Here is a 21,323-nt window from a genome sequence, read left to right as displayed (position 1 = left end):
CGGTCAAATTAGTTCTTAAATACTAAAAGAAAAGAACTCGCTGCGCTCAAACAGCTTTTCTTTTTACGTATTCTTCAAACATTTGACGCTCGATTACGGAAGCTAAGGACAATTGAACCTCGTAAATAACAGAATTTATTTCAAAACAGTAAAAAGTATTTTAGAATCTGAATACACACGATGTGTTTGCTTTTTAAAATCTTCCGGTTTTGCATAAAAGATATTGTCCACATACGTTTGCGGATTCAAATCAATCAAAGGAAACCAGGTACTTTGAACTTGGATTTGGATTTTATGCCCTTTCTTGAAGGTATGCATCACATCTTGCAATTTGATATTTACGGCTGTTTTCTCATTTGCCACAAAAGGTTCCGGGTTTATAAAACTATTTCTAAAACGACCTCTCATCACCTCACTACGCACCATCATATGGTAATTGCTCATTTTTAAATAAGGAGCAACTTCAGGCGTTTCTGGTTCGTCATTTGGGAATACATCAATAACTTTTACAATCCAGTCCGCATCTGTTCCAGAAGTGGAAACTTGCAATTGCGCCAAAATATCTCCTGCCAATGTAGTGTCATCAGTCAATACGTCCGTTTCAAAAACTAGAACATCAGGACGTCTTGCTGCAAAACGTTGGTCATCTGTCATGTATTTTCTAGGAGTAATCCCTTTTTGGTTGATATCTTCAGTAAAAGAAACTGGTTTTTTTGGATCGCTAATGAATTCCTCAAAACCAACATTCGTTTGCACAGCAGTCGTTAATTTGTCTGAAGCCAAATAAAAGCTTTCTTTTACTATGTTTTTTGGTGGCCAAACGTCATACGTTTTCCAGTCTTTAGAACCAGTGTCAAAGACATAGGCTTCCGGTAATTTGTTTTCCCCTTTTCCATTGTCTTTCAAGAAATGACGGAAGAACTTGGCTTCGATATTTTTTTGGTAAAACCCAGAAATACTATCGCCAAACTTTATATTTCCAATCACAGCACTAGCCGAGTTCTTAGCCCAATCGCCGTGACTCCAAGGTCCCATAACAATTGTATTGTAGTTCTTACTGCTTTTTTCAATGGCTTGGTACGTGTTTAAAGGACCATATAAATCCTCGGCATCAAACCAACCTCCTACTGTCATTACTGCAGGTTTAATATCTTTTAAGTGTTGTAGAATTCCGCGTTTTTGCCAGAAATCATCATAACTTGAATGGTCTTTTAGCTGTTGCCAAAATTCATTGTCTTTCCCATAAAATTTATCCAAATTAGACAAAGGCCCTGCATCTAGAAAAAACTGGTAATCATCTTTAGTTCCTAAATCAGGAAATTTAAACCAACCTTTGTCGGTTTTTTCCGCTTTTTGGATACCAAATAAAGGTGTCGCTTTCCAGTAGCTCAATAAATAAGCGCCATTATGATGAAAATCATCAAAAAAGAAATCAGCAATACAAGCCTGAGGCGAAACTGCTTTCAAAGCAGGATGGTTGCTTAACAAAGAATAAGTAGAATAAAATCCAGGATACGAAATACCCCATACACCCACATTCCCGTTATTGTTCTCCACGTTTTTAACAAGCCAGTCAATCGTATCATACGTATCGGAAGCTTCGTCCACTTGGGTTTTTACTTTTTTATTAGGGATAAAAGCTCGCATATTGTCATACAAACCATCACTCATATAGCGCCCACGAACGTCTTGATACACGACTATATAACCTTCTTTCATCATCGTATCACTTGGACCAATACTCTTTTTAAATTCGGTTTCTCCATAAGGCGCACAGCTGTAGGGCGTGCGTTGCATAATGATAGGGTATTTTTTAGAACGGTCTTTGGGTGCATAAATGGCAGTAAATAAAGTTGCGCCATCACGCATTTTAATTTGTACTTCTTTCTTGGTGTAGTTTTCACTAGTAGTACCTTGACTCTTGTCTTGGGCAAACACACTCGTAGTAAACACTAAAAGCGCAATAAATAATAGTTTTTTCATGTAAATAACAGCTAATTATAGAACGGTAAATATATTTAGAAATATGGTTGTTTTACAATTTAGTTTATCTAAATTAAAAACAAGTTGATTTATCTAGTGTTTTCGATTGCTTAAAGGTTATACATCCCAAAAAGTTAAAATTTTATAAATCACTAAAAGTGGGTATTGCAGCTATAGTTTTAATAGTGTCAATTTGCTACTGATAAATATCAAAAAAACAGATAATTGATATAATTTAGTTAAAGCTTACATCTTTAAAGCACTTTACAAAAATGAGACAAACCCTGATAAATATATATTTTATTCTTTTTTTCTTCCAAATAGGAAATGCCCAAAACATAAAAGGAAAAATCATTGATTCCACAACTGGAGAAAGTATTCCGTATGCAAATATTAGGGTGAACGAGTCGGAAAACTTGGTTTCAAATGGCGAAGGTTATTTTTCACTTTCGGAAAACAATAGTAAAGACGAAACATTCCTTACTGTTTCCTATTTGGGTTTTGTTAATCAGCAACTGACCGTTGGGGAATTGAAAAAACTGGATTTTACGATTAAGCTTTTACCCGGAATTTACGAACTGAATGATGTTGTCGTATCAAACATAAAACCAAATCCTTATGAGATTATGGCTAATGTAAAAGCCAACTTGAGCCGTAATTATACCACTGGCGAAAAAGGGTCAAAAGAAATGTTCTTTTACAGAACCTCTAATTATTTTAATCCTTCGATAATCGATGTGGAGATTAACAAATCAACTGGTTTTAGCAAGCAAGCCTTATCAAAAGTCAACAATGACTTGCAGGGTTTTTCTAAAAAATTAATATCGCATCCGCCGTTATCATTTACGGATATTCTTTGTAATTACTATTCGGTTAAAACCAAAAAAGCTGATAAGTTTGTGTTTACCTCAAAACTAGCTGTTTTAAAAGCTACTGTCTTAAAAAAGGAAGGAGAGTCTACGTCCCTAGACGATTTAGAAAAAACAGCTATGAATATGATGTTACAACACTTAGACTCCACTAAATATTACCGCGCAAAAAGTGGGCTTTTTGGATCAAGAGATACGATTTCGTTACGTAAAGACTTCAATAAAAAGAAAAACAAAGGTATTGACATAGAAATAAACAGCCCGTTAACTGCTACAAAAAGCAAGCTTAAAAGCTTTATGCATGAAAATAATTTTTTAAGCGATAAGCGATTCGATTTTATACAAAAACCGGATCTATACGACTACACTTTTGAAGGCACAACCTACACTGATCAAAATGAATTTGCCTATATCCTCTCTTTTAAACCTCGAAAAAGCAAAGCCATGTATGTGGGTAAACTGTATATTTCTGAAAACGATTATGCTGTCCTGAGAACTGATTATGTCCTAGACGAAGGAGAAAAGGTGCATAATTTCAATATGAAGTTTCTGTTAGGAATTAAAGTATCCGAAAATGTTAGCAAAGGAACCATAATTTACAAAAAAAGAGCCGAAGAGGATAGCTACTATATGCAGTATGCCGCTACAGAAAGTGGAAATTACTTTTATCTCAATCGCCCGTTGAAGCTTATAGAATTAACTAACGGTGAAAAAGACGTATTGGCAATTGATTTTAAAATTGAAGCCAATACTCGCAATAAAACAGAGTTTTTAAATATGTCCCGTACTGAAACGAACGTTGCCGCCATAGAAAAAATCAAGGAAGAAAATTTTAAATATATAAATATCAAATCCTACGATCCAAAAATTTGGAAAGATTACAATGCCATCGAACCGTTGCAAGAAATGAAACAGTTTAAAGCTGCAAATTAAAAATGTTTTTTATCAGAGATTAAAAAGAGAAGCACAGATTAAATTCTTTTGAATCCTTTCAATCTGTAGCGATAGATTAATTTAGATTGTGTTTTTTTTTACTTTTGCTTTTCTTTACCAATAAGTAAAAAACTTCTATGCTTTCTAAAGTACAGTTTAAAGAATGGTTTGATCGCTATAAATATGCCGAGTTGGCCGCTAGCAGCGCGGCTTTGCTGGGTTCGCAATTCAGTAGGTTTTTTGATGGCTTGACGACGGCTTACCTAATTACGTTTGCGGAGTACTTTGCTTTTTATGGTGTTATACTTATTATGGTTTTCCTGCAACGGCGCAAAAAGAATAAAATACTGCAGCAACGCACTTCTTTTAAAGATGTGCTCTTGATTGTTAGAAACTTGTTGCTGGAATTTGGTTATCCCGCTCTTCTCGATATTTCATTGGTTCGTCCGTTTTGTATGTATTGGTTGCCCATTTTAACCGGAAATGCATTAACAGGAGTAATTGCAGGAAAAATTTGCGCCGATTTTATTTTTTATTTTCTCACGATTTTAAATTACGAAATGATGAAGCGTAAAGACCAATTTTAGAACTATACTAATTTACAACTTCAACTCCCCTGCCCCCGATTATAGCGTAAAAACCGCGGTACTACCAGCTTTAGAACTCTTGCCGGTAAAGAGCGACCAGCGGAAGCTCCTTTACAGGCGTAGTGTTCTTGCTTGTAGAATGGCGGGTTTGCAGCGAAAAGCGGGAATAGGCTCAAATAAAAAACACTCTTTTTTGAAAATATTTCGCAATTTGAATTTATAAAAGTTTACAAACGCTTATTTTTGCGCCATGGCTAAGAAAAATACAGACAAGGTTGTCTTTCATCAAATAAAAGTCCTTGATGCAGGTGCAAAAGGCGTATCGGTAGCAAAAGCGCCCGATGGTAAGGTAGTGTTTATCCCAAATGTGGTTCCGGGTGATGTGGTTGACGTGCAGACTTTTAAGAAGCGCAAGGCCTATTACGAAGGGAAAGCGGTTCATTTTCACGAGTTTTCTGAACATCGTATAGAACCTGTTTGCGAGCACTTTGGTGTTTGTGGAGGTTGTAAATGGCAAAATATGAAGTACAGCCAACAGCTGTATTACAAGCAAAATGAGGTGTTGAATCACTTGCAACGCATAGGGAAAGTAGAGCTTCCTGAATTTGAACCTATCTTAGGATCAGAGAAAAAGTTCTTTTATAGAAACAAAATGGAATTTTCGTTTTCGAACAGCCGTTGGTTGACCGAAGCTGAAATTAGCAGCACCGAAGATTTAGGAAATAGAAATGCCCTAGGATTCCATATTCCGAAAATGTGGGACAAAATCCTGGACATCAATAAATGTCACTTACAAGAAGATCCATCTAACGCGATTAGAAACGAAGTGAGAGATTTTGCTAATGCAAATGGTCTAACTTTCTTTAACCCGAGAGCGCACGAAGGATTGCTACGTACTTTAATGTTGCGTACCTCTTCAACTGGTGAGATTATGGTTTTGATTCAGTTTTTTGAAAACGATAAAGCCAACAGAGAATTAATCTTAGACCATTTATATGAGAAGTTTCCACAAATTACTTCTTTACAATATGTGGTAAACAGTAAGGCAAACGATACGCTTTACGATACTGACATCAAACTATACAAAGGTCGTGATTACATCCTGGAAGAAATGGAAGGATTGAAATTTAGCATTAACGCTAAGTCTTTCTACCAAACCAATTCAGACCAAGCCTATGAGTTATATAAAATCACTCGTGACTTTGCTGGATTGACAGGAAACGAAATCGTTTATGATTTATATACTGGAACGGGTACTATTGCTCAGTTTGTTTCTAAAAAAGCAAAGAAAGTAATAGGTGTCGAAAGTGTTCCAGATGCGATTAAAGACGCTAAAGCGAATGCGGTACGCAACGAAATCACAAACTGTGAGTTCTTTGTAGGAGATATGAAAGTGGTCTTTAACGACGATTTCATAGCGCAACACGGTCATCCTGATGTGATTATTACTGATCCACCAAGAGACGGAATGCATAAGGATGTAATCGAACAAATTATGAAAATTGCTCCTGAAAAAGTGGTTTATGTAAGTTGTAACTCAGCTACACAAGCTCGTGATTTAGCTTTAATGGACGAAAAATACAAAGTAACTCGTGTGCGCCCAGTGGATATGTTTCCGCAAACGCATCACGTAGAGAATGTAGTTCTTTTGGAAAGAAGAAAATAGTTTTCAGTGATCAGTATCGAGTAATCAGTGGTCAGTATTCAGTGTTCAGTCGCAGTTGTTAAATTATTGCTTTTTGTCATTGCTATTGTCATTGCCATTGATATTGATTTTCGCCATTGTTATTGACATTGATTTTTGACATTGACATTGACACAGTTATTGACATTGGTTTTTGCCATTGAAATTGAAAACCTGTTGTTTTTAAAAATTAGAGTAAACTATTTTTATGAAGAAAATAGTGCTCAGTTTGCAGTAGCAGTATTCAGAACTATTAGGACTGAACTCGGAGCACTGATTACTGAACACTAAATATATATTATATGAAAAAAACATTTTTGTTGTTATTAGCCATTGCCTTCACTTTCTCCAGTTGTGAGAAAGATGATATTTGTGATGCTAATACCATTACTACTCCTCGATTAGTGATTTCATTTTATGATTCCGTAAATTCCACCACATTAAAAAATGTGACGGATTTAAAAATTATTGGAGAAGGAAAGACTGAAGGAATTGTTTTTAATAGTAGCACTCTAATTAATGGAAGTAAAGTTTCAATTCCCCTAAAAACAGATGCCGATGCGACAAGCTTTCGTTTTATTCTGAATTCGGGGAATCCTAATACAGCATTGGTAAACGAAGATATTCTGAAGTTTAATTACACCAGACAAAATCTCTTCGTTTCCAGAGCTTGCGGTTTTAAAACTAATTTTATTTTAAATCCCCAAAATCCATTTACACATACCGATGCAGCAGTTCTGGACCAAAAATGGATTCAGCACATAGCCGTTAAAAACAGTACTTTAAATAACGAAAATGAAACACACATTGAAATATTTTTTTAGTATTTGTCTCTTAACGTCTTTCTTTTTGTCACAAGCTCAAGAAACGACAAAAAAAGTGGAACCGGCAAAACAAACCAGCACACAAACCGAGGGAATCCTTCCAGGACCTCCTGTTACCATTATCCCAAATAAAGAGGTTGTTAAAAAAACAGATACCATTCCCGTAAAAAAAGACCGTTATGGACTGCGTGTTGGGATTGATTTATTCAAACTGACAAAAGCATTCTATGACAAAGATTATAAGGGACTGGAACTCGCAGGAGATTTTAGACTGAACAAAAAATATTATCTGGCAGCCGAAATTGGTAATGAAAACAAAACCACTGACGACGACCGATTGAATTTCACAACCAAAGGTTCGTACCTAAAAGTTGGTTTTGACTACAATGCGTATGAAAACTGGCTGGATATGGAGAATATTATCTCTATAGGAATGCGTTATGGAGTAAGCACCTTCAGTCAAGAACTGAACAATTATAAAATATACAATGCCAACCCTTATTTTGGACAAGTACCCGCAATTGCAACTTCTCAAAAATTCGACGGCCTTACCGCTAGCTGGATTGAAGTGGTAGCAGGTGTAAAAGCAAAAGTGTTTGACAACGTATTTATGGGATTCAGCCTTCGATTAAATACCTTGATTACAAACAAAAAACCAGATAACTTCGATAACCTTTACATTCCGGGTTTCAACAGAACTTATGACGGTAGTTTTGGAGTAGGAATCAACTATACCGTTTCTTATTTCATCCCACTTTATAAAAAGAAGGTCGTTGCCAAAAAAGTTGTGACAACTAAAAAATAAATCCTTTAACAGGATAGATATAAAAGAAAACGAGCCAATTATACATATATAATTGGCTCGTTTTTTTATTATAGAGTTGTTGTAAATTATCCTATTTCTTTCACATCTTTAGTGAAAATCCATTTCATAAACAACTTCTCTCCGTCATTGGTTTTCATTGCTTTAAACTTTGGTGATAAAAGTGTCCCAACAACAAATGCTGTTGCAGGAATCCATATACCAGTCAAATTCGTATAACGTTCCACTAAAAAGCGCGCTGATATAAATAATATGGCAAAACACCCTAATTGGTATAGAAATGCTCTTACTTGTAATTTTGTCATCGAAAAAAAATTATGAATTATGAATTATAAATTATGAGTTATGAATTATAAGTTATGAATTATAAGTTCTAATTATACTAAACACTGTTTACTGATTACTGATCACTGAGCACTGATTACTGAATACTGAGCACTGATTACTGAACACTAACCACTGAATACTGACCACTGACCACTGATTACTGACCACTGAATACTACTCACTATCCCCTTCAACAACTTGAAACTTCGTTCTCTTACTTCCTTCATACATTTCGTATTTCACCAAACGGGATTCGATACTAGCATTAAAAAGTTTGATTTTTCTAGATGGTTTTAACCCCACAAATTTCAAGGCGTCAAGATTACCCGTGATAAACCAAGCATTCGTTCCTGGGTAATTTTTCTTAAGCGTATCTCCAATGCTCTTGTAGAACTCTTCCATATGAATATCCAAACGCTCATCATAAGGCGGATTGAAAACCATATGTAATTTCCCTTCGGTAGTTTTCTCCGTATCAAAGAAGTTTTGCTCTTCGATAGTGATGTACTCTTCTAGATTTGCATTCTTGATATTGTCTTTGGCCTTTTGAACCGCTGATGGTGCTTTGTCATACCCTTTAATGGTATGGTGAAATTCACGAACTCTTTTCAACAAGCTGTCTGTGATGCTGTCAAACAATTCATTATCCCAGTCGCGCCATTTTTCGAAAGCAAATTCCTTACGGTTAATGTTTGCTGGAATGTTACAAGCAATCATAGCCGCTTCGGCAAGTAAAGTACCTGAACCACACATAGGATCAATAAAATCAGTCTCTCCGTCCCAACCCGATAGTAATAAAACTCCGGCAGCCAGAACTTCGTTTATAGGAGCAATATTAGTTGCTGTTCTATACCCACGTTGGTGCAATGAATTTCCAGAAGTGTCTAACGCTACTGAAACTTGGTCTCTGTCGATATGAATGTTGATTCTTAAATCAGGATGTATTTTATCAATACTTGGACGTTGTCCTGTTCGTTCTCTAAATTGATCCACAATCGCATCCTTACATTTCTGGGAAACAAATTCCGAGTGATTGAAATTATCCGAGTGAACTGTTGCGTCAATTACAAAAGTTTGGTTCGCATTAATATATTTTGACCAGTTTACACCAGCTACTCCTTTATATAAAGCTTGTTCGTTGTTAGCCTTAAAAAAATAAATAGGCTTTAAGATTTTTAGGGCTGTACGCAAAGACAAATTGGCTTTGTACATAAATCCCTTATCTCCTTTAAAGCTTACCATTCTTACACCCTGCTCCACGTCTTGTGCGCCTAGCTTAATTAATTCTTTAGCTAATATTTCTTCAAAACCAAAAAAGGTTTTGGCAACCATCTTAAAATTATCTTCCATTTTTGTGTATAATTAAAACAGACCTTTTTCTGTTTCATATTTAACCTCTTATAAAAATCACACAATTCTCAAAGAGAATCACAGTGTATCTATACAGATTCGTTATTTTTCAGCAAAAATACACTAAATTTGCCGGACTTGAATTAATTGAAAAAGAATAAATGTCTGAAGAACAAAAACCAAACGAAATAAACAACGAACAACCAGCTGAAACTTGGTTTAGTTCTTGGTTTGATACTCCCTATTATCACATCCTTTATAAAGAAAGAAATTATAGAGAAGCACAGGTTTTTATGGATAATATTACTCATTATCTTAATCTGCCTGAAAAAGCAAAAGTACTTGACTTAGCTTGTGGTAAAGGCCGTCATTCTATTTATCTTAATCAATTAGGGTTTGATGTTCTTGGTGCTGATTTGTCAGAAAACAGTATCGCCGAGGCAAATAAAAACGCTAACAGTTCTTTGCATTTTAAAGTGCACGATATGCGTGAGCCATTCGAAGAGAAGTATGACGCCATTTTCAATTTGTTTACCAGTTTTGGATATTTCGAAAACGACGAGGACAATTTAACCACTTTAATATCCATAAAAGAAAGTCTTTCTGAATATGGGTTTGCCGTGATTGACTTTATGAATGTGACCCAAGTACTTAACACTTTGGTTCCCGAAGAAACAAAAACCGTGGACGGAATTGATTTTCATCTAAAAAGGTATTTAAAGGACGGACATATTTATAAAGAAATAGATTTTGAAGACAAAGGACAGCAATTTCATTTCACTGAAAAAGTAAAAGCCTTAACCCTTCAGGATTTTGAAGCTTTAATGGAAGAAGCCGGAATTTATCTTTTGGATATTTTTGGAGACTATAAGCTAAAAAAATTCTACAAGAATGAAAGCGAACGATTAATTATGATTTTCAAATAATGAATTATCTTTTACCCTTACTTTCTGTATTAATCGGTTATGGCATCGCACTGGTATTAAAGCCAAAAAACAAAACCAATCTTAAGTTATTACTGGCTTTTAGTGGTTCTTTTTTGCTTTCACTAACTGTGATGCACCTGTTACCTGATGTGTACGAAAGTCACGACAGCAACATAGGGATTTTTATAATGTTGGGTATTTTATTCCAAATCATATTGGAGTTTTTCTCCAAAGGAGCTGAACATGGACACGTACACGGACATGCAAATATGAACCAAATCCCATGGCTCCTATTTATCAGTCTTTGTATCCACGCATTTATGGAAGGATTTCCTGTGGGGAACCATCATAACAACTTAGCAATTGGTATATCCATTCATCACTTGCCTATTGCCATAATTCTAACAACCTTTTTCATCAATTCGCATCTGAACAAAAAAGCCATTTTTGCCTTTATGATCACCTTTGCCATTATGACGCCGTTAGGAACTTTCGTTTCCGATTATTTACCTGTTTTAAACCAGTTCACAACCCAAATAACAGCCGTTGTTATTGGGATATTATTCCACATTTCATCGACTATCATTTTTGAAAGTAGTGAAGGACATAAATTCAATATCGCCAAAGTTTCCATGATTATTCTGGGAATTATATTGGCTTACTTTTTATAATTCTATAATTTGGGCGTGCCCCTCCGTAACCCCGATAGCTATCGGGGTCGGGTCGGGCTATTCGCTTCAATCCACGCAAAAAGGCGTGGGATTTTCACTGCTATCCCTCACGCTGTACAAGTACCAATTCATATAGTCAAACTGAATTATCTCCCATAAAATTATCCTCAGAAAAAATTCACAATCTCTAAAGTAAAAAGTAAAAAATTAACTACTTTTGAAAACAAATAATGCGTGGCGTATGTCAGGCCAATCTACCTAATTTTGGGGTGATAAGTCTGATTTTATCAGACCTATATACTAGTTGCGCGTTATTTCCAAGCAAACGAAAACAAATAAACTAAGATAAAACAAATGACTAAAAAATTAAAAAAAATCTGCAAATTAACCTTAATAATAATTGCAACAATTTCCATTTTCAATAGTTGTGGTGTTGTAACTTCTATTCCGTATGAACCGATTCAATTCGACAAAAACACTTCAGAAAATGGACTGATTTTTGGATCTATCACATTTCCAAACGAGAAAGCTAAATTTAACGGATATTTTGTTCAAATATCAAATACAAATTCTGATAAAAAAATAGCAGAAAAAAATTCTACTCAAATTCGATTTGTTCCTCAACAAATTATCAAAATGAAACACGATGGACAATTAGAAAATGGAAAAACGTATTTATTTGTATTGGAACGCAAAGCTGGAAATTACGAAATTCCTTTTTTGCGACTTTTTACTAATTATGGATATTCAACCAGAGACACTTCAATAAATGGATTCAACTTACCATTTAATCTAAAAAAAGGTGAAATAAAATATTTAGGAAACATCCAATTTGATGAAAGTATGCAAAGTAATATTCATCCAGTTCAACTTAATAATAATTTCAAACGAGATGTTGAAGCAATTAAAAGTCTTCAACCAAGCTTAAATTGGAGTGATGCGATTAACGATGAAACCATAAAAATTATTTATTCAAAATAAAAAAACTACTTTGCGAATCTAAAGGATAAGCGGATTTGCAATCCGTGCCTACAAAGAATGTAGACACCTATCTGGCGCTCGTCTGAGACGTCTATTAACTTAAATAAATAAATCGCAGCGTCTTTTACTGCGGTTTATTTAAATAATAACTTCCTTCAACCTGTAAACTACATTGTCGAAATACTAGATGAGATTGCTTCGTTCCTCGCAATGACTCAGCTAACGGCAAAAAAACAAATACTCATAAACCTTATAGTCGAAATTCTATATGCCATTCCTCCTTCGTCGGAAAGACAAGATAGAGGCTACTGATTCTACAAAATTGGATTTCTTTGCGCTTTTATCCGCGTTTTCGAGCAAGCGAATCTGTTTTATCTGCGTTCCATCAATCTACCGTAAATCAAAACCACAAAATTTATTATACTTTTCAAAAAGGTAGTACCTTTGAATCTTTGCAACTTTGAACCTCAAAAAGAAATGACTTTCACAAAAACTACCGAGCAATCCTCAAAATACGAACATCTGGAAAAGATGTCCGTTCAAGAATTGTTATCTAATATCAATCAAGAAGACAAAACCGTTCCTTATGCTGTTGAAAAAGCATTGCCACAAATAGAAATTGTAGTGTCCCAAATCGTTGCTAAAATGAAACTAGGCGGAAGACTTTTCTATATAGGAGCAGGAACTTCAGGTAGATTAGGAATCGTGGATGCCTCTGAATGTCCACCTACTTTTGGCGTGCCATTCGATTTAGTAAACGGAATCATAGCCGGTGGTGATATGGCAATACGTAGAGCAGTAGAAAATGCCGAGGACAATGCAACCCAAGCTTGGAAAGATTTATTGGAATATAACATAAATGAGAACGATGTGGTAATAGGTATTGCCGCTTCAGGAACAACTCCCTACGTCATTGGCGGATTGCAATCTTGTAACGAAAATAACATTATCACGGGAAGTATTTCTTGCAATGCGGCTAGTCCACTTTCACAAACAGCACAATTTCCTATCGATGTGGTTGTAGGACCAGAATTTGTAACCGGAAGCTCTAGAATGAAAGCTGGAACAGCACAAAAATTAGTGCTTAATATGATTTCAACAGCCACGATGATCCAACTTGGAAAAGTTAAAGGAAACAAAATGGTCGATATGCAATTAAGCAACACTAAACTCGTGGATCGCGGTGTAAAAATGATTATGGGAGAAATTCCCGTTAGTTATGAAGAAGCGGCTGCTTTGTTAGAAAAACACGGAAGTGTGAGAAAGGCCGTTGACTCTTTTAATAGTAAGCAGTAAACAGTAAGCAGTGTTCAGTGTTCAGTGTTCTGTACTTTGTACTTCCCTGATATAGGTTGACCACAAAAGTCAAGTTATATGAATGCAAATTTAAAAGAAATTAGGAAACTCCGGGTTTATTCGGAAGAGTTTAAAAAAGAAATCGTAAGTTTTTACGAATGCGGGAAGTATAGTGTTCTGCAATTAGAACGACTTTACGGAGTAAATAACGTTACAATCTACAATTGGATTTATAAATTTTCTACTTTTAATGAAAAAGGAATTAGAGTTGTAGAAATGAAAGATAGTAACATTGATAAGCTAAAACAGTTAGAACTCAAGATAAAAGAACTTGAGCAAGCGGTTGGTCAGAAGCAAATAAAAATTGATTATCTCGAAAAGATGATCGATATAGCTAAAGATGAGCTTAATATCGACATAAAAAAAAACTTCAACACCCCACAATCAGCTGGTTCGTTGAGAACCAGAAAGTAGTAAGTTTTTCTTTAAATCAGCTTTATGAAACACTTAAAATAAGCAAGCAAGCAGTTAATCAGTATTCAAAAAGACAGATTGCTTTTGAAAGAAATATAGAATGTCTGATTATAGAAGCAGAGGAACTAAGGAAAGAACACCCTGGTTGTGGGGTTGAGAAAATGTATTATGCTTTGCGTCCTAATTTCATAGGAAGAGATAGATTTATCGATACGTTTATGGATTTAGGGTTCAGGATAAAAAGACATAAAAATTACAGGAGAACAACGTTTTCTGTGAAAGTTTATTTTCCGAATCTAATAAAGTCAATGTCTGTTTATGCTCCGTCAACGATATGGCAATCAGATATAACTTATATTTATGTTGGAGAAAGATTTTATTACGCAGTTTTTATAATAGATGTTTATACAAAGAAAATCGTTGGACATCAACTATCTAATCACATGAGAGCTACTGCTAATTTAAGCGCAATGCAAATGGCATTAGAAAACAATGAAGCTCCAATGATACACCACTCTGATAGAGGTAGTCAGTATATTTACAATGAATATATAGCTCTTCTCAAAGGGAGTGGATGCGAAATCAGCATGGCATTGTCAGGACAAGACAATGCTTATGCAGAAAGGATTAACAGAACAATAAAAGAAGAGTATATAGACCACTGGAAACCTAAAACATTTGAACAATTAAAAAAGGATGTAGATAGAGCAGTTGAACATTATAATAATAAGAGACCTCATAACAACATAGGGAAATTAAGTCCTGTTGATTTTGAAAATAATTGGTTCAATAATCCTCTTTTTTCTAAGCCTATTATTACTATTTTTGACAATGAGAAATTAATAGAAATCGGTCAACTTTAATTAGGGACGTGCATTCAGTAATATGAAAATAATAAACTAAGATTGTAAACAACTTAGAATATTTTTAAAGTATTTAAACCTAAAAAAACAATTTATTCTTTGTGAACTTTGCGAATCCCGATAGTTATCGGGATTGTGAACTTTGTGTTTAAAAAACAAAAAAATAATGCCAATAAATAAAGACTTATTATCCAAAGGAATTAGATATCTAACAGGCTCTTTGCCCTTGTTGTTCATAGGCCCAACACTGATTTATAATGCGTTTATGAACCAACAAAATGTTTGGCATTACTTGGTTTTAGGAGTTGGAATTATTGCATGTATATCGGCAATGGCATTGATGTATATAGGATTAAAAACAATTATGAAAGGTATATTTAACGACTAATGGAAGAATTAATTCACATTCAAAAAACATTTGAAAAGGTAAACTTCATCAACAAGAGAGTTAGCAATCGAGAATTTGAAGATTGTACTTTTAAAAATTGTGATTTCTCAAATAGTAATTTCTCTAACAATACTTTTATGGATTGCGAGTTCATTGACTGTAACCTTTCTATGATGCAACTCGTAGGCACAAGCTTAAAAACGGTTAGTTTCACAAATTGCAAATTGCTGGGAATTCATTTTCAAAATTGCACTGATTTTTTATTTAACGTGAATTTCCAAGATTGTGTTTTGGATTACTCTTCTTTTGCCAACAAGAAAATGCCCAAAACAAAGTTCCTAAATAGTTCGCTGAAAGAAGTGACTTTTATTGGTTGCATTTTATCAAATTCAGTTTTTGACAACTGCAATTTAGACGGCGCTATATTTAATGATACCCAACTAAAGGAAGTTAACTTCCTAACCGCATACAATTATAAAATTGATCCCGAGTTTAACCCAATGAAAAAAGCTAAGTTTTCCACTCAAGGTATTCCAGGGCTTTTAGACAAATACGACATCAAAATTCAGTAAAAATGGATATCAATCAACACTACCTTGCTAGCGTAAAAAAGCAAATGCATTATTACAAGACAATTGGCGAAAAAGCAATGGAGCAATTGGAAACGAACCAACTTTTTATTGCGACAAATGAAGATTCCAACAGTATTGCAACAATTGTAAAACACCTTTCAGGGAATATGTTATCTCGATGGACTGACTTTTTGACTACAGATGGTGAAAAAGAATGGAGAGAAAGGGATATGGAATTTGAAAATGAACCACAAACCAAAGAGGAAGTATTAGCAACATGGAATACGGGCTGGGATTGCTTTTTTCAAGCAATCGATTCCCTGCTTCCCGAACAGCTTTTACAAATTATATACATCCGAAATGAGGGACAAACAGCAATGGATGCAATAAACAGACAATTGGCCCATTATCCCTATCATATTGGTCAAATTGTACTTTATGCCAAACAATTAAAAAATGGCAGTTGGGAAAGCCTTTCCATTCCCAAAAACAAATCAACGAGTTATAATGCTGATAAATTTGCTAAAGAAAAAGAAATAAAACACTTTACTGATGCCGAATTAAAAAGGCTAAATAAAAAATAAAAGCTGTTGCTGAATATTAAAAAAATCCAACGTAAAAACAAAAACTTAGAAATGAAAAAATTGCTCTTGATTCCCTTACTCTTTTTGATGTTCTCCTGTTATAATGTAGAACGCAATTGCAAAGATTTTAGAACCGGAAAATTTAGTTTTGAATATGAAGTTGACGGAGTTAAAAAAACAACTGTATTTGAGCGAAATGACAGCATCGAAATAGAAACTTTTGAAGGTAAAACCGATACAGCTACCATCAGATGGGTAAATGATTGCGAATACATTTTAAAAAAATTACACCCAAAAAACAGCGCGGAAGAAAAAGCTATCGGAATGAAAATTTTGACAACTTCAGGAAATTCGTATACCTTTGAATTTGGAATAGTAGGTACTGATCAAAAACAAAAAGGAACCGTCACAAAGATCTCGGAATAATAGTGTTCAGGTGGCAGTAATCAGTGGTCAGCAGCAGTATTCAGGAAACTCATAGCTCATAATTCATAATTCATAACTTAAATAAAATGGAAGTATTTTTAAATCCGGATGCTTGGATTGCCCTATTAACATTAACATTTCTAGAGATTATCCTAGGAATTGACAATATCATTTTCATCTCAATCGCTACTGGAAAACTTCCTGCTGAAAGCCGAAAAAAGGCCACTAAAATCGGTATGTTTTTAGCTATGTTTATGAGAATTGCCCTTTTGTTTGGAATCAACTTATTAACCCAAATGAAAGAACCTTGGTTTACAGTTGACTTAAGTTGGTTCTCAGCCGGAATAACAGGACAAAGTCTTATTTTACTTGGAGGTGGTTTATTTTTAATTTACAAAAGCACGAATGAAATTCGTGAAAAAGTAGATGAAAAAGGACTTGAAGAAAAAGAGCTTGGGAAAGCGGCGACAAAATCATTTCAAAACGTTTTATTGCAAATCATAATGATTGATTTGGTTTTCTCTTTTGATAGTATTCTTACTGCTGTCGGGATGACTAATGGAGTTGAGGGAGCCTTGTATATTATGGTTACAGCTGTAGTAATTTCGGTTTTAATAATGATGCAATTTGCAGTTCCTGTAGGTTCTTTTGTAAATAAACACCCATCGATTCAGATTTTAGGTTTATCCTTTTTGATATTAATTGGAATGATGCTACTTACTGAAAGTGCGCATTTATCTAATGCCCTAATCTTTGGAAGCCATGTAACGCCAGTTCCAAAAGGGTACTTATATTTTGCTATTTCCTTCTCCCTTTTTGTAGAAGTGTTGAATATGAAAGCTTCGAAGAAAAAGAAATAAAATGACATTACAAAACTTAAAAAAAAAGCTCCAAATGGAGCTTTTTTTATGTTTTAAAACAAGTTAACCTGTCCATCTTCATCAAGATGCACATCAGATAAATCCTCCTCAGTATCTTGACTGCGTTCTGGAACAATCTCCTCTGGAACCTCATAGTGTAAGGATTCAAGAACATTCACTTGCTTCAATTTATCAGTTGTTAACTGGTTACCTAACGCCTTAAAACCTTTCACGGCAATAAACGACTCGATATCAATCGTAACGCTTTCTTTTTGGACTCCTTTAATTTTTGGAAAAATCAATTCGGCCACAGGGCGATAATCAGTCGAAATAATTTCCAATTGTGAATTTGGATGTTCCGTAATGAAGCTCTCTTCTTTATTTTCAGTTTCCACTAAGAAACGCTTTAAGTAATAGCGTTCTTTTTCACCATCAAAGTAAATAGCAGAAATAGGTTTTTTAGGAATCCATTTCTCCAATACAATCATGTCTTCCTCAAAATGAGTAGATAATTCAGGAGTCACCACTTTCAATTTTCCGGATTGCAGAATAATTAGAATTTTATCACTCGGCCTAAATTCACCTAACAACTCTCCTCTACCATCTACATTCAGCCTTTGAACCGTATCGTCAAACCATACTTTTCTTGGTAACAAAGTAGAAATACCTTTTTCCTTAATTTCGATTTTCTTAATAGGATATTTGGACACCAAATTTCCTTTGGAAGCACGGCCTTTAATGGCTAGGCTAGCAAAATCAACATCGAATTTTAATTTCTTGATAGTTCCTACCTGACGCAGGATAATGGTAATTACTTCGGCTTCCCCGTTTGGATTACAAGTAAAATAAAGAATCTGAGATCCTTTGGTACCATTAGTCAAATCATATAATTTATCTCTGGTAACACCAGAAACATTGAATCTTTTTATATAAGAAGGCCCTGATTTTCCATCTCGGTAAATCACGTTGTAAATAGTACGTTTGTCGCTTTTGTCAAAAATGGCAATATGAATAATATCTTTACCCACAAAAGTTTTGGCATCCACTTTAGTCACCATCATATTCCCGTCACGAAGAAAAACAATCACATCATCAATATCCGAACAATCCGTAACATACTCGTCTTTTTTCAAACTCGTACCCACAAATCCTTCTTCTTTGTTTACATACAATTTAGTGTTTCTCAACACCACTTTGGTCGCTTCGATATCGTCAAAAATACGAAGCTCCGTTTGGCGTTCTCTTCCTTTACCGTATTTCTCTTTTAGCTTAACAAAATAGGCAATGGCAAAATCAATAAGGTGCTCCAAATCGTGTTTAACCTGTTCAATATTTCCTTCTAAAGCTTCAATTTTATCTTGCGCTTTGTTACTGTCAAATTTAGAAATACGCATAATTCGAATATCCAACAAACGAAGAATATCGTCTTCGGTTACAGCACGTTTTAAATGTTTAATGTGTGGCTTTAAACCATCATCTACTGCCTGAATAACATCTTCTCTGGTGGTTTGCTCCTCAATGTCACGATAGATTTTGTTTTCGATAAAAATACGTTCCAAAGACAGAAAATGCCATTGTTCTTCCAGCTCGCTTAATTGAATCTCCAATTCGCTTTTTAACAATTGTACCGTTCTGTTTGTTGAAATTTTCAACATTGCCGAAACACCTATAAACAACGGTTTATTGTCTTCAATAACACAACCTAATGGCGCTACCGAAGTTTCACAAGCCGTGAAAGCAAATAAGGCATCAATGGTTTTATCAGGAGAAACTCCCGGAAACAAATGAATTAAAATCTCAACATCGGCTGCGGTATTGTCTTCTATCTTTTTGATTTTGATTTTCCCTTTATCATTCGCTTTCAAAATACTATCAATAAGTGTTGTAGTATTAGTCGAAAACGGAATTTGGGTAATCACCAAAGTGTTTTTATCCAGCTGGGAAATTTTGGCACGAACACGAACACGTCCGCCACGCAGTCCATCATTATAATTAGATATATCTGCTATACCTTGTGTCATAAAATCAGGATAAAGCGTAAACGGCTTTCCTTTTAATATTTTGATCGAAGCATCAATTAACTCATTAAAGTTATGTGGCAACACTTTGGTCGAAAGACCTACAGCAATTCCCTCAGCCCCTGAAGCGAGTAGTAATGGAAATTTTACCGGTAAATTATTAGGCTCCGCTCGTCTTCCGTCATAGGACATTCCCCAATCCGTAATTTTAGGACTGTATAACACCTCCAAAGCAAACTTTGACAAACGCGCTTCAATGTAACGGGAAGCTGCCGCACTATCCCCAGTAAGGATATTACCCCAGTTTCCCTGACAGTCAATCAACAATTCTTTTTGACCTATTTGCACCATAGCGTCACCAATACTCGCATCTCCGTGAGGGTGATACTGCATCGTGTGACCCACAACATTAGCTACCTTGTTGTAACGCCCGTCATCCAACTCTTTAAGCGAGTGCATTATACGACGCTGAACCGGTTTAAAACCATCTTCAATCGCAGGCACCGCACGTTCAAGAATAACATAAGACGCATAGTCCAAAAACCAGTCCTTATACATTCCCGTAACTTTGGTTATGGTATCGTTACCGTCTTCTTGAATATCGTAAAAATGCTGTCCTTCAAAATTCTTGGCATCCACTTCAATTATTTCATCAGATTCCTTTTCTTCTTGATTTTCATCAATAGAATTATCCTCTGAATTTATATCTTCATTATCTGGAATTGTATTTTCTTCTTCCTCGTCTTTCATATAGTGATTACGAAATTAATTTTATTAAATCTTCCTTGCTAGGCAAAACGGTTTTGTATTTACTGGCAAAAATTTGTTCGTTATTCTCTGGCAAAGTATATTCAACCACCAAATCGCTTTTGTTTTGACAAAGGACAATTCCAATAGTTTTATTTTCGCCTTCCAAACGTTTTTCTCTATCATAATAGTTCACATACATTTGCATTTGCCCCAAATCTTGGTGCTTCAATTCACCAATTTTCAAATCGATCAGTACAAAACACCTTAATACTCGATTATAGAAAACCAAATCTATTCTAAAATGTTTATCATCAAATGTAATTCGGTCTTGTCTGGCTACAAACGTAAATCCGTGCCCAAGTTCTAACAAAAAATGTTCTAACTTATTGATTATTTCTTCTTCCAAATCAGATTCAGAATATTGATTTAATTCAGGTAATCCCAAAAATTCCAATATGTATGGGTCTTTGATTATGTCTTTGGGGTTTTCAATTATTTGCCCTTTTTCTGATAATTTCAAAACACCCTCCTTATCGCGACTTAAAGCCAATCTTGTATAAAGTGCCGAATCATACTGACGTTTTAACTCTCTCACACTCCAGTTGTATTTCTCCGATTCTATTTCGTAAAAGCGTCTTTCTTTTTCATTGTCGATTCTCATTAAAAAAGTATAATGTGACCAAGTAAGTCTAAAAAAAGACCTAAACGACTCAAAATCAAAAGTATTGAATTCCGCAGTCAGTGACTGCGGAATCTGATCTTTCAATTCCGCAGACACTGTCTGCGGAATTTGATTTTGCAAAATTGTAGACACTGTCGACGAAATCGAATAGATTTTATAAAATTTTCTTATTTGTTCTAAATTCCTCATTGAGAAGCCCTTCCCAAACTCTTTTGTTAAATCTGCAGAAAGTCCTTTCAAGATTTGTTTCCCGTATGCAGCTCTCTCGTTTCCGTTTTGCTCTTCTTCAACAATCATTCTACCTATTTCAAAATAAGTATACGTCATCGTTGAGTTTATGGTTCGAAAAACCTGCTGGCGTGCATTTTGCCACAGCGCAACCACTTGAGATAACAAAACTTTATTTTGAAGGCTTTCTGACACTGCTATTTATTTTCAAACGTTTACATAAT

At 34.9% G+C, this 21,323-nt stretch carries 21 protein-coding genes; 16 read left to right on the top strand and 5 right to left on the bottom strand.

All coding sequences use genetic code 11. The annotated features are described in order from the left end of the window. Positions 1–135 precede the first annotated feature (135 nt). The gene (locus FLAK523_RS08800; protein WP_248902693.1) at positions 136–1,983 is read right to left on the bottom strand and encodes a CocE/NonD family hydrolase; all 1,848 of its coding nucleotides are present in this window, start codon (positions 1,981–1,983) and stop codon (positions 136–138) included. 272 nt (positions 1,984–2,255) lie between these two features. Here FLAK523_RS08800 and FLAK523_RS08795 point away from each other — a divergent pair, with 272 nt between their 5' ends. The 5 genes from FLAK523_RS08795 (at position 2,256) to FLAK523_RS08775 (ending at position 7,685) form a co-directional block, all read left to right on the top strand. Next, entirely contained in the window at positions 2,256–3,785 is a 1,530-nt protein-coding gene (locus tag FLAK523_RS08795) for a carboxypeptidase-like regulatory domain-containing protein (protein ID WP_248902691.1), read from the top strand. A gap of 137 nt (positions 3,786–3,922) precedes the next feature. Then, entirely contained in the window at positions 3,923–4,372 is a 450-nt protein-coding gene (locus FLAK523_RS08790) for a hypothetical protein (RefSeq protein ID WP_248902689.1), read from the top strand. Positions 4,373–4,622: 250 nt separating this feature from the next. Beyond that, positions 4,623–6,038 carry a 23S rRNA (uracil(1939)-C(5))-methyltransferase RlmD gene (rlmD, locus tag FLAK523_RS08785; RefSeq protein WP_248902686.1) on the top strand — a complete coding sequence of 472 codons (1,416 nt, stop codon included), beginning with the start codon at positions 4,623–4,625 and terminating at the stop codon, positions 6,036–6,038. 320 nt (positions 6,039–6,358) lie between these two features. Beyond that, positions 6,359–6,880 carry a DUF6452 family protein gene (locus FLAK523_RS08780; RefSeq protein WP_248902684.1) on the top strand — a complete coding sequence of 174 codons (522 nt, stop codon included), beginning with the start codon at positions 6,359–6,361 and terminating at the stop codon, positions 6,878–6,880. Continuing rightward, positions 6,852–7,685: a DUF6048 family protein gene (locus FLAK523_RS08775; RefSeq protein ID WP_248902682.1), complete on the top strand. Its 834-nt coding sequence runs from the start codon at positions 6,852–6,854 to the stop codon at positions 7,683–7,685. The genes FLAK523_RS08780 and FLAK523_RS08775 overlap by 29 nt, the downstream gene beginning before the upstream one ends. A gap of 86 nt (positions 7,686–7,771) precedes the next feature. Here FLAK523_RS08775 and FLAK523_RS08770 read toward each other — a convergent pair whose 3' ends face one another. Both FLAK523_RS08770 and FLAK523_RS08765 read right to left on the bottom strand, forming a co-directional pair. Then, positions 7,772–8,008: a hypothetical protein gene (locus FLAK523_RS08770; protein WP_248902679.1), complete on the bottom strand. Its 237-nt coding sequence runs from the start codon at positions 8,006–8,008 to the stop codon at positions 7,772–7,774. A 196-nt stretch (positions 8,009–8,204) separates the two neighbouring features. Next, positions 8,205–9,380 (bottom strand): class I SAM-dependent RNA methyltransferase, encoded by a 1,176-nt coding sequence (locus FLAK523_RS08765; protein WP_248902677.1) that lies wholly within the window; start codon positions 9,378–9,380, stop codon positions 8,205–8,207. A gap of 161 nt (positions 9,381–9,541) precedes the next feature. On the opposite strand from FLAK523_RS08765, the gene FLAK523_RS08760 reads away from it, so the two are divergent. From FLAK523_RS08760 to FLAK523_RS08710, 11 genes are all read left to right on the top strand, one after another. Next, entirely contained in the window at positions 9,542–10,306 is a 765-nt protein-coding gene (locus FLAK523_RS08760) for a bifunctional 2-polyprenyl-6-hydroxyphenol methylase/3-demethylubiquinol 3-O-methyltransferase UbiG (protein WP_248902675.1), read from the top strand. After that, a complete protein-coding gene (locus tag FLAK523_RS08755) occupies positions 10,306–10,977 on the top strand; it encodes a ZIP family metal transporter (protein WP_248902673.1) in 672 nt (223 codons plus the stop codon). Before FLAK523_RS08760 ends, FLAK523_RS08755 begins: the two co-directional genes overlap by 1 nt. Positions 10,978–11,331: 354 nt before the next feature. Further along, positions 11,332–11,958, top strand: a complete 627-nt coding sequence (locus tag FLAK523_RS08750; protein ID WP_248902671.1) for a hypothetical protein — start codon at positions 11,332–11,334, stop codon at positions 11,956–11,958. Positions 11,959–12,435: 477 nt separating this feature from the next. Beyond that, positions 12,436–13,254: an N-acetylmuramic acid 6-phosphate etherase gene (murQ, locus tag FLAK523_RS08745; RefSeq protein WP_248902670.1), complete on the top strand. Its 819-nt coding sequence runs from the start codon at positions 12,436–12,438 to the stop codon at positions 13,252–13,254. Positions 13,255–13,332: 78 nt separating this feature from the next. Continuing rightward, positions 13,333–13,728: a transposase gene (locus FLAK523_RS08740; protein WP_248902668.1), complete on the top strand. Its 396-nt coding sequence runs from the start codon at positions 13,333–13,335 to the stop codon at positions 13,726–13,728. Next, positions 13,698–14,591 (top strand): IS3 family transposase, encoded by an 894-nt coding sequence (locus tag FLAK523_RS08735; RefSeq protein WP_368670301.1) that lies wholly within the window; start codon positions 13,698–13,700, stop codon positions 14,589–14,591. The genes FLAK523_RS08740 and FLAK523_RS08735 overlap by 31 nt, the downstream gene beginning before the upstream one ends. A gap of 166 nt (positions 14,592–14,757) precedes the next feature. Further along, positions 14,758–14,979, top strand: coding sequence for a DUF6095 family protein (locus FLAK523_RS08730; protein ID WP_248902666.1), 222 nt, complete (start codon positions 14,758–14,760; stop codon positions 14,977–14,979). Continuing rightward, positions 14,979–15,551, top strand: coding sequence for a pentapeptide repeat-containing protein (locus FLAK523_RS08725; protein WP_248902664.1), 573 nt, complete (start codon positions 14,979–14,981; stop codon positions 15,549–15,551). The genes FLAK523_RS08730 and FLAK523_RS08725 overlap by 1 nt, the downstream gene beginning before the upstream one ends. A gap of 2 nt (positions 15,552–15,553) precedes the next feature. Then, positions 15,554–16,135, top strand: a complete 582-nt coding sequence (locus tag FLAK523_RS08720) for a DUF1572 family protein (RefSeq protein ID WP_248902662.1) — start codon at positions 15,554–15,556, stop codon at positions 16,133–16,135. 51 nt (positions 16,136–16,186) lie between these two features. Beyond that, positions 16,187–16,561 carry a DNA topoisomerase IV gene (locus FLAK523_RS08715; protein ID WP_248902660.1) on the top strand — a complete coding sequence of 125 codons (375 nt, stop codon included), beginning with the start codon at positions 16,187–16,189 and terminating at the stop codon, positions 16,559–16,561. Positions 16,562–16,647: 86 nt separating this feature from the next. Beyond that, on the top strand, positions 16,648–17,421 hold the full coding sequence (locus tag FLAK523_RS08710) for a TerC family protein (RefSeq protein WP_248902658.1): 774 nt from the start codon (positions 16,648–16,650) through the stop codon (positions 17,419–17,421). A gap of 53 nt (positions 17,422–17,474) precedes the next feature. Here the strand turns inward: FLAK523_RS08710 and FLAK523_RS08705 are convergent, their stop codons facing one another. Next, entirely contained in the window at positions 17,475–20,189 is a 2,715-nt protein-coding gene (locus FLAK523_RS08705) for a DNA gyrase/topoisomerase IV subunit A (protein ID WP_248902656.1), read from the bottom strand. Positions 20,190–20,196: 7 nt separating this feature from the next. Beyond that, positions 20,197–21,198 carry a YhcG family protein gene (locus tag FLAK523_RS08700; protein ID WP_248902654.1) on the bottom strand — a complete coding sequence of 334 codons (1,002 nt, stop codon included), beginning with the start codon at positions 21,196–21,198 and terminating at the stop codon, positions 20,197–20,199. Positions 21,199–21,323 lie beyond the last annotated feature (125 nt).

This window comes from Flavobacterium sp. K5-23, from assembly GCF_023278045.1.
In the GTDB taxonomy this organism is placed as follows: Bacteria; Bacteroidota; Bacteroidia; order Flavobacteriales; family Flavobacteriaceae; genus Flavobacterium.
The sequence above is the reverse complement of the archived record's forward strand: the minus strand, read 5'-3'. Positions and strand labels throughout refer to the sequence as shown.